This is a genomic window from Mitsuaria sp. TWR114 (assembly GCF_007997345.1).
On the sequence record NZ_VOSR01000941.1, the window covers coordinates 1 to 500 of the forward strand.

Consider the following 500-nt stretch of genomic DNA (forward strand, 5'->3'; position numbering starts at 1 on the left):
CCGTTGAGCGCCTGCGTCGACAGCGGCGTCGCGTCGCCGAGCGGGCCGCCGTAGAAATCCTTGCTGCCGTGGCCGGTGAAGCGCACCGGGCGACCCTCGCGGAAGCGCTCGGCCATCGCCTCCAGCACGTCGATCAGCTGCGTCGCGCGGACGAACTCCGCCGGCTCGGGCGGCGTCGCGACGGGCGCCGGCCCGCGCTCGAAATCCTCTGCTTGCACCGTCATCAGAATCGCTCCAGGTCGGGGAAGGCGAGCGCGCCGCGCTTGACGTGCATGCGGCCGTACTCGGCGCAGCGCTGCAGCGTCGGGATCACCTTGCCGGGGTTGAGCAGCCCTTGCGGGTCGAAGGCCCGCTTCAGGGCCAGCATCCGTTCGCGCTCCTGCGGCGAGAACTGGACGCACATGCTGTTGAGCTTCTCCACGCCGACGCCATGCTCGCCGGTCACCGTGCCGCCCATCGCGACGCTGGTCTCCAGGATCTCGGCGCCGAAGCGCTCGCAG

The 500-nt window shown here is 71.2% G+C and carries 1 protein-coding gene and 1 pseudogene; both read right to left on the reverse strand.

Annotation, left to right across the window (positions count from 1 at the left end; all coding sequences use genetic code 11):
- A pseudogene (locus FUT87_RS26100) lies at positions 1-224 on the reverse strand (hypothetical protein); the annotation flags it as partial.
- Positions 224-500, reverse strand: a 277-nt coding sequence (locus FUT87_RS26105) for an FAD-linked oxidase C-terminal domain-containing protein (RefSeq protein ID WP_310735330.1), incomplete at its 5' end; no start/stop codon positions are given. The gene FUT87_RS26105 and the pseudogene FUT87_RS26100, both read right to left, overlap by 1 nt.